Here is a 7,607-nt window from a genome sequence, read left to right as displayed (position 1 = left end):
GGGGGGGGTGTGCCCCCCCCCCCCCCCCCCCCCCCGCGGGGGGGGGGGGGGGCCCCCCCCCCCCCCCCCGGGGGGGGGGGGCCCCCCCCCCCCCCCGCCCCCCCCCCCCCCGCCCTGATGGTGCCCGCGCCTCCACGTGGGAGGGTGAGGCACCCGATGTATTTAGTGCATCCAGCCGGTAATCAGGCCGTTAGCGAAGAAGATGAGGAACACAGCGGAAACCACGTACATGAGCCAGTGAACTTCCTTGCCGCGACCCTGCACCAGGCGGATGAAGACGTAGGACAGGAAGCCTGCGCCGATACCGTCCGCGATGGAGTAGGACAGGGGCATGAAGATGATGGTCATGAACGCCGGGATACCCAGACCCCAGTCGTTCCAGTCGATGTTCACTGCCTGGCGAATCATCAGGAAGCCAACGAACACCATTGCGGGTGCAACAGCTTCGAAGGGCACGATGGTGACCAGCGGGGACAGGAAGATCGCGACGAGGAACAGTGCGCCGGTGACGACGTTCGCGAAGCCGGTGCGTGCGCCCGCGCCGATACCGGTTGCGGACTCCACGAAGATCTGGCTTGCGGAGGAGGAGGTGCCACCGCCGGCTACGGAGCCGAGGGCGTCCACGAGCAGGACCTTGTCGACGTTCTCAATCTGGCCGTCCTTGATGGTGCCTGCTTCGGTTGCGAGACCGACAGAGGTACCCATTGCGTCGAAGAACGCGGAGATGAGGATGGTGAAGATCAGCAGAACAGCTGCCATACCGCCGAGGGTGCCGAAGGCACCGAACAGGTCAGCGGAGCCGAACAGGGAGAAGTTGGGCAGCTTGCTGGTGTTGGAGTCCCAGACGGGGACGTTCAGGGACCAGCCGGTGGGGGACTCGAGCGACCTGCCGGAGGGCACGACCTTCTCCAGGATGATGGAGAGGGCGGTGGAGGCGAGCACGCCGTAGAGGATTGCACCCTTCACGTTGCGGATGAACAGCGCAATGGTGAGGAACAGGCCGAAGAGGAAGACGAGGGTGGGCCAGCCGAGCAGGTGGCCGCTGACACCGAAGGAGACGGGCACGGTGGTGCCTGCTGCGTCGGGCATGCGGCGGATGATACCTGCGTTGACGAGGCCGATGAAGGCGATGAAGAAGCCGATACCGACGACGATTGCGACCTTGAGCGATTCGGGGACCGCGTTGAACACTGCGGTGCGGAAGCCGGTCAGCACGAGGATGGTCATCAGCACACCAGCCCATACGACGAGGCCCATGATGGCGGGCCAGGTCAGTCCGGGGGTGGAGGCGATGGTGGTTGCCAGCAGTGCGTTCACGCCGAGGCCTGCCGCCATGGCGAAGGGCTGCTTGGCGATGACGCCCATGAGGATGGTCATGACGCCTGCGACCAGTGCGGTCATTGCTGCGACCTGCGGTACGCCGAGGGCGTTGCCGGATGCGTCCTTGCCGAGGCCGATGATGAGGGGGTTCAGCACGACGATGTAGCTCATCGCGAAGAAGGTGGCGAGGCCGCCGCGGAATTCTGCGGCAATGGTAGAGCCTCGCTCAGTGATTTTGAAGTAACGGTCCAGTGCGCCCTTGGCTTCTGCCTTGGGGCTCTGGGGAGCCGCGGTGTTCTCAGAAGACATTCGTGAAAATCCGTAGATACTCATAGTCGGGGCGTGACTCGGGGTTCCGAGCCCGCATAAAAAAGTGCCACTTCCCGGTGTGTTGGGGGAGGTGACACTGTTGTTACCGAAATATTCTACGGTTAAAGTTTCTCTAAGCGTTAATCCAGCAAATTCCCAGCTTTTGTTCAGGAAGCCTGATAAGGTACGGTAAAAACTCTAAAATCCTCTGACTAGTAAAAAAATATATGTCATGAATCTAAATAATTCGAAAATCTATACCATTTAGGTTATGAAGGTGGTAGTCTTCTAGCACCAGGCCTGGGGCGGTCAAGTTTTATACCCGCCCGCTACAGACGGGGATTCAACGATGAAAAATGCTCTGAGAGTGTGCGCAGTATTGTGCACGGTTCTGACCTTTCTGCTGGGTAGCGCCCTCATCTCTGTCCTGGAGACGCAGACTCCTCTGGGTACCAATGCACAGGCACAGATTTCTCTCCGTGCTTCGCAGCAGTCTAAGTCTGAGCTGATTCAGAACTTTGATACCCTGGTGGATCGCTACGCTGCCGATGGCGCCCAGCTACTCAAGGTGGTCGCCGACCCCGAAGATTTCTGGCACGGAAGATCCGTCTACGTGTTTGGGGCGAATTCACTGAGCTCTGACGGTGAAACTATAGATTGGTTCGACCCGGATAAGCACGGGAAAAAATATCCATCACGAGCACTCGGGGATTCTTCGCTTGACGGCCAATACGCGCTAGCGGGTAGCCAAGAATTTGTGCGTGCTTTTGAAAACCTTGCCCGTGAACAAGGCATGGATGTTAAAGTTACCTCCGTTAACCCGGTGCGTGTTGTCTACGGGGCAGTTACTTCTTCGGGCTCTCTGACGAGCCTTATCTGCCTGGCTGTGCTCTTCTGTACCGCAATCATGGGGTGGTTGTCGGTCCGTTCGCGAACTCAGAATATTCTGCTTCTGAACGGATACTCCCCGCAGCGTCTGCAGCTAAGGGATGCACAAGACCTCCTGCTCCTGGCGCTACCTCCTGCAGCGGTAACAGCATTGTGCATGGGATGCGTAGAGGGGTTCGTGTACGGCGTGGCGCATCTTCCTCAACTGATGGGAGTTACAGCGCTGATTTTTGCCGTGTTTACCGTTCTCATGCTGGTGGCTCTACTGCTTATCAACCTCATGACTTGGCCAAGCATTAATGCTGTGGGACGCAGGGAACCGGCGTATCGACGTTTTACAGTTCCGAGTGCAATCGCTAAGTATGCTGTGGTGGTTTTAGTGGCGTGCACTATTCCGGGTCTGGTCTCAAGCGCTCAAGTGAGTTTGGGTAGGAGCGATTCGGCAGCTGGCTGGTCTCTTCTTTCTGACCAGTACACCTTACGCGTGAACGTGCCTGAAGCGACGATACGGGATGAACAGGCGCTCGCCTCCTACGATCAGGCTACAGTGCGTGCTTTAGGTTCTCTTGAATCACGGAACGGTGTCCTCCTGTCCTATGCGTTGGAAAACGTTAAGGGTTTGGAGGGTAGCGGATACGATGGTGCTCTTATGGTGAACCGCGCCTATGTGGACCTTCTTCAGCAACGTCTTGGCTTGTCGTTCAAGAACGTTGAGGATAGCAGCTTCCCTGGATCTCAGTCTTTGCGTGCAGAGTATTCTTTCCACCAGAAGGACCGGGAGGATCGAGGATTTACTCTGCTCACTGTGGAGGATAAAACCAACTCGTCGGGGGTAACGGTGCCTGCTTTGAGCTCTCAGGATTCACGGCTTCTGAACTATAAAAAGCCTGTTCTTGTGGTGACCGAATCGGCGACTCAGAATCTACAACCTGCCTTTATTTCTGCGGCCTTGACTACCGGTAACGTCATGGTTTCTCAGCCTGCGTCTGTACGGGCAGCCTACAACGCTGAGGAAATTGGACAGACCCTACTTTCTGTGGACCGCGCGGGAGAAGAACACCTTTACATCGCGCAGCTGGAACGTAACCGGTATGTTGCGCATCTTGTGGGCCTAGCAATTCTCTGTGCGGCACTCATTATTGGCACAGCAATTAACACGTACATTACCCTTGCGGCTCGTGCTCGTAATGATTTTGTTTTACGTACTGCTGGTCTGCCTCTCAGAACAATTTTTAGTGGGTACCTTCTGAAGGAAACCTGCATTGTGTGCCTTTGCTCTGCTTTGGCGTTGGTACTTCTTCTGGTGCAGGGAGCAGAGTACGCCTTTTCCGCGATGGCGGCACCGCTGTTGTACGGCACTATTCTGGCGTTGGTGCTGAGACTGAGTTTTAACCGTATCTTCACCGCGACGGTTCACCGTCGTCACGTATAGGAGCGAATGATGAGGAATACTGTTTATCCCTCTAGTAATGGGGAACATCCTGAGGTAACTATCGCCTCCCGCAATATTGTGGTGTATGCGCAAGGGCAGCCCATTCTCCAGAGTCCCCACTTTGAGGCATATGCGGGGGAAGTAACTGGCATTGTGGGTCCGAGCGGATGCGGTAAAACGACGCTTTTGAATGTGTTGGGTCTGCTGATGCCGCCTCATGAGGGTGAGGTTGTTATTGGGGGTCGGCATATGGAACGTGCTCGTGAGAAGGAGCGTCTTGCGTTCTGGGCTGATGAAGCTTCCTTCGTTTTTCAGGATTACGGAATTATTGAGGAATGGAGCGTTATCGAGAATATTCTGCTTGATCGTAAGACCTTTGGTCGTGCTCGTATTACGGATGAGAGCCGCGAGCTTTTGAACGTCATTGGTCTTGAAGGGAAGGAACGTACTTCGGCTGCCCTGCTGAGTGGTGGTGAGAAGCAGAGGGTCGGTATCGCTCGGGCAATCCATAAGGGTGTGCGCTACATTTTTGCGGATGAGCCGACGGCAAGTCTCGATGCTGAGAACCGGGCATTGGTTGTTGAGCTGTTGAGCTCTGCTGCTCGGCGTGGAGCCACAGTTATCGTGGCGACTCATGATGCAGATATGATGACCGCCTGCGATAGGCTATGCCGTCTTGAAAGCCCTACCAGAATTCCCGATTCGGGATTAGCGGATGTAAACGTAAATTCTCATCGGAAGGAGAATGAATCATGACGGCCAGGAGCCCTCTAGCTCGTGATGAGTATGATCGTGTGCCGGAAAATTCAGGAGGCGACACCCCTCGAAAAAACGGATTGCTGCACCTGCCGCGAAAAATGGTGGGCGTTCTAGTATCTTGCGTGGTGTTTGTTGGCGCTCTTCTGGGCCTGTACTGGGGCGGGGCTTTTGAGCCATGGCTGAATGAGTATTCGACCACTACACCAGCCTGTGCAACAGCTTCTTCACCGGAGGATGTACAGCAAGCTCTTGCGCGGACTGAAGAGCTTAATGCTATTCGTTCGGCTGCGAAGAATGTTGAATTCTCCCAGACGCTTCTGTGCGATGGGCAGAAGGCTGTTTTGACGATTACGTACACTGACCGGTCGGATTTTAAACGTTTGAATGATGCGGTGACTTCGGCACATTTGGGTGCTGCTGCTGAGATTAAGCTCAAGAGGTAGGCGCGTAAAGAACGGTGGTTGTTTATCGCCCCTGCGCGAACAACGATGACATATTAGGTTAGCGAACCCTAAGTTTCTGCTATATTCGAGGTGAAACAAGTGTCGCCGGATGCCAGGTTCTGTGTGGTGAGCCTTTTTCGGCATAGATGAGAATTCGGCATAGATGAGAAGGAACCCACCGTGACTGAAACTCCCCAGGAAAACACCGCTGAGAATTACCCCGCCGCAGAATCCCTGCCGGTACGCCAGCGCGCCATCGTAGCAACCGATCGCCCCGCCCGATACATCAAGCAGCTCGGCTCGCACATGGGCCGCAAGCTCGGCACCGCAGAACTGCCCGATGGTCTGCGCCTCACCTTCAACCGCGACGGCATTTTCCGCGGCTACGGTGACCTGCGCGAAACTGACGGTGCCCTCGTCATGGAGGTGCGCGCCGAAAGTGACGAGTTGGCTGCTGGTCTGGCGGATGTGCTGGACCGCCACCTGGTTCGCTTCGGTGAACGCGAGGAACTGGTCGTCACCTTTGAGGCGGTACCCGCCTCCTAGTCCCTGCTTTCTAATCTTCGTTACCCTGCCCCGCCCTCCTGCACCTCGGAGGGCGGGGCAGTTTCTATGCCCGCTGCGTGCGGAGGCGCCCGGAGTCGGAGGCGCCGCCCCTCCTGAATTAAGTAACCCCGCCCGGATTAGGTGACAGAAAATTATCCTATTTAGTGGGCGAAGACATATAAGCTCCCGAACACCCGTCAATCCCCGGTAAAATAGGCAAGAAGTGAACACTAAGCTCACCGCCTGTTCGCGCCGCACCGGGCGCCGGACGGTGAACTTCGAAAGGAAGATTTTCGTGTCTGAAGCAGCACGCCCCCTGCGCGTCGCCGTTATTGGTGCAGGTCCCGCCGGTATTTACACCGCCGACATCCTCACCAAGTCTGAAGAGGTCCGCACCGGAGCCGTCGAGGTTGCCATCGACATCTTCGACCGCTACCCCGCCCCCTTCGGCCTGATTCGCTACGGTGTGGCACCGGATCACCCCCGCATCAAGGGCATCATCACCGCACTGCACAAGGTCCTGGACCGCGGTGACATCCGTTTCTTTGGCAACGTCGAATACGGCAAGGACCTGACCCTCGCCGACCTGCGCGAACACTACGATGCCATCATCTTCGCAACCGGCGCGATTTTTGATGCACCCCTGAACATTAAGGGCATCGACCTGGACGGCTCCTACGGCGCAGCAGACTTCGTCTCCTGGTACGACGGCCACCCCGACTACCCCCGTACCTGGCCGCTCGAAGCTGAGCAGGTTGCAGTGCTCGGTAACGGCAACGTTGCCCTGGATGTCTCCCGCATCCTCTCCAAGCACGCTGACGACCTGCTCGTCACCGAAATTCCCGACAACGTCTACGAGGGCCTGAAGGCTTCCCCCGTGACCGACGTGCACGTCTTCGGTCGCCGCGGCCCCGCACAGATGAAGTTCACCCCGCTCGAGCTGCGCGAACTCGCACACTCCCGTGATGTGGACATCGTCCTGTACGAAGAGGACTTCCAGTTCGACGCTGCTTCCGAAGAAGCCATGGAGAAGAACGCGCAGACCAAGGTTATGATGAAGACCCTGCGCGGCTGGCTGGAAGACCAGAAGACCAACGAGCAGACCGCATCCCGTCGCCTGCACCTGCACTTCCTGCAGTCCCCGCACGAGATTCTCGGCGAAGACGGCAAGGTTGTGGGCCTGCGTATGGAACGCAACAAGCTCGACGGCAACGGCGGCATTATCGGCACTGGCGAGTACGTGGACTACCCCGTACAGGCTGTCTACCGTGCGATCGGTTACTTCGGTTCCGAACTGCCCGAAATTGGTTACGACGACAAGCGCGGCGTCATCACCAACGTTGAGGGTCGCGTCGTGGATGGGAATGGTGAGGTCGTTCCCGGTCTGTACGCATCCGGTTGGATCAAGCGCGGCCCCGTCGGCCTGATTGGCTCCACCAAGTCTGACGCGCTTGAGACCATCACCCACCTGCTTGAGGACCGCGAGAACCTCTACACCGCACCCGAGCCGGAGGCAGAGGCATTCAGCGCCTACCTGGACTCCAAGGGCATCAAGTACACCACCTGGGAAGGCTGGCACCGCCTGGACGACCACGAGAAGGCGCTGGGCGCCGCATCCAAGGATGCAGCCGGTGAGCCTCGCGCCCGCGTGAAGGTTGTGGACCGCGACGAGATGGTCAATATCTCCCGCGGCGAGTAATCCTTATGTTGGGTACGTAGAGCATGGAAATCGACCCCGTACCGTGAACCGGTGCGGGGTCGATTTTTGTCTATATATAAGGATGCGGGGGGGGGGGGGGGTAAGCGGGGTAGCGATTGGGAAAATGGACGCCGGTACGCTTATACGAAGAACGGTTTAATAAACCCCACCCCGCCGATGACGGAATTGCGCGGGGGGTTGGGCAGGTGCG

At 57.5% G+C, this 7,607-nt stretch carries 6 protein-coding genes; 5 read left to right on the top strand and 1 reads right to left on the bottom strand.

Annotated elements, in window-relative coordinates:
• Nucleotides 1-162 precede the first annotated feature (162 nt).
• The gene (locus tag NML54_RS08255) at nt 163-1,629 is read right to left on the bottom strand and encodes an NCS2 family permease (RefSeq protein WP_254757410.1); all 1,467 of its coding nucleotides are present in this window, start codon (nt 1,627-1,629) and stop codon (nt 163-165) included.
• Between the two features lie 349 nt (nt 1,630-1,978).
• Between NML54_RS08255 and NML54_RS08250 the strand changes: the two genes are divergently transcribed.
• The 5 genes from NML54_RS08250 (at nt 1,979) to NML54_RS08230 (ending at nt 7,396) form a co-directional block, all read left to right on the top strand.
• A complete protein-coding gene (locus NML54_RS08250; RefSeq protein WP_254757409.1) occupies nt 1,979-3,949 on the top strand; it encodes a hypothetical protein in 1,971 nt (656 codons plus the stop codon).
• Between the two features lie 6 nt (nt 3,950-3,955).
• Nucleotides 3,956-4,705, top strand: coding sequence for an ABC transporter ATP-binding protein (locus tag NML54_RS08245; protein WP_254757408.1), 750 nt, complete (start codon nt 3,956-3,958; stop codon nt 4,703-4,705).
• Entirely contained in the window at nt 4,702-5,151 is a 450-nt protein-coding gene (locus NML54_RS08240; protein WP_254757407.1) for a hypothetical protein, read from the top strand. Before NML54_RS08245 ends, NML54_RS08240 begins: the two co-directional genes overlap by 4 nt.
• A 180-nt stretch (nt 5,152-5,331) precedes the next feature.
• On the top strand, nt 5,332-5,697 hold the full coding sequence (locus NML54_RS08235) for a DUF2218 domain-containing protein (protein ID WP_254757406.1): 366 nt from the start codon (nt 5,332-5,334) through the stop codon (nt 5,695-5,697).
• 295 nt (nt 5,698-5,992) lie between these two features.
• Nucleotides 5,993-7,396 (top strand): FAD-dependent oxidoreductase, encoded by a 1,404-nt coding sequence (locus tag NML54_RS08230; RefSeq protein ID WP_254757405.1) that lies wholly within the window; start codon nt 5,993-5,995, stop codon nt 7,394-7,396.
• Nucleotides 7,397-7,607 lie beyond the last annotated feature (211 nt).

The organism is Rothia gullae, from assembly GCF_024294905.1.
Lineage (GTDB): Bacteria > Actinomycetota > Actinomycetes > Actinomycetales > Micrococcaceae > Rothia.
This window is presented reverse-complemented; position numbering and strand designations above follow the sequence as displayed.

What these genes read in the sequence shown, in the direction of transcription:
- NML54_RS08245 (WP_254757408.1), top strand. Translation starts at nt 3,956, where the DNA reads ATGATGAGGAATACTGTTTATCCCTCTAGTAATGGGGAACATCCTGAG.
- NML54_RS08240 (WP_254757407.1), top strand. Translation starts at nt 4,702, where the DNA reads ATGACGGCCAGGAGCCCTCTAGCTCGTGATGAGTATGATCGTGTGCCG.
- NML54_RS08255 (WP_254757410.1), bottom strand. Translation starts at nt 1,629, where the DNA reads ATGTCTTCTGAGAACACCGCGGCTCCCCAGAGCCCCAAGGCAGAAGCC.
- NML54_RS08250 (WP_254757409.1), top strand. Translation starts at nt 1,979, where the DNA reads ATGAAAAATGCTCTGAGAGTGTGCGCAGTATTGTGCACGGTTCTGACC.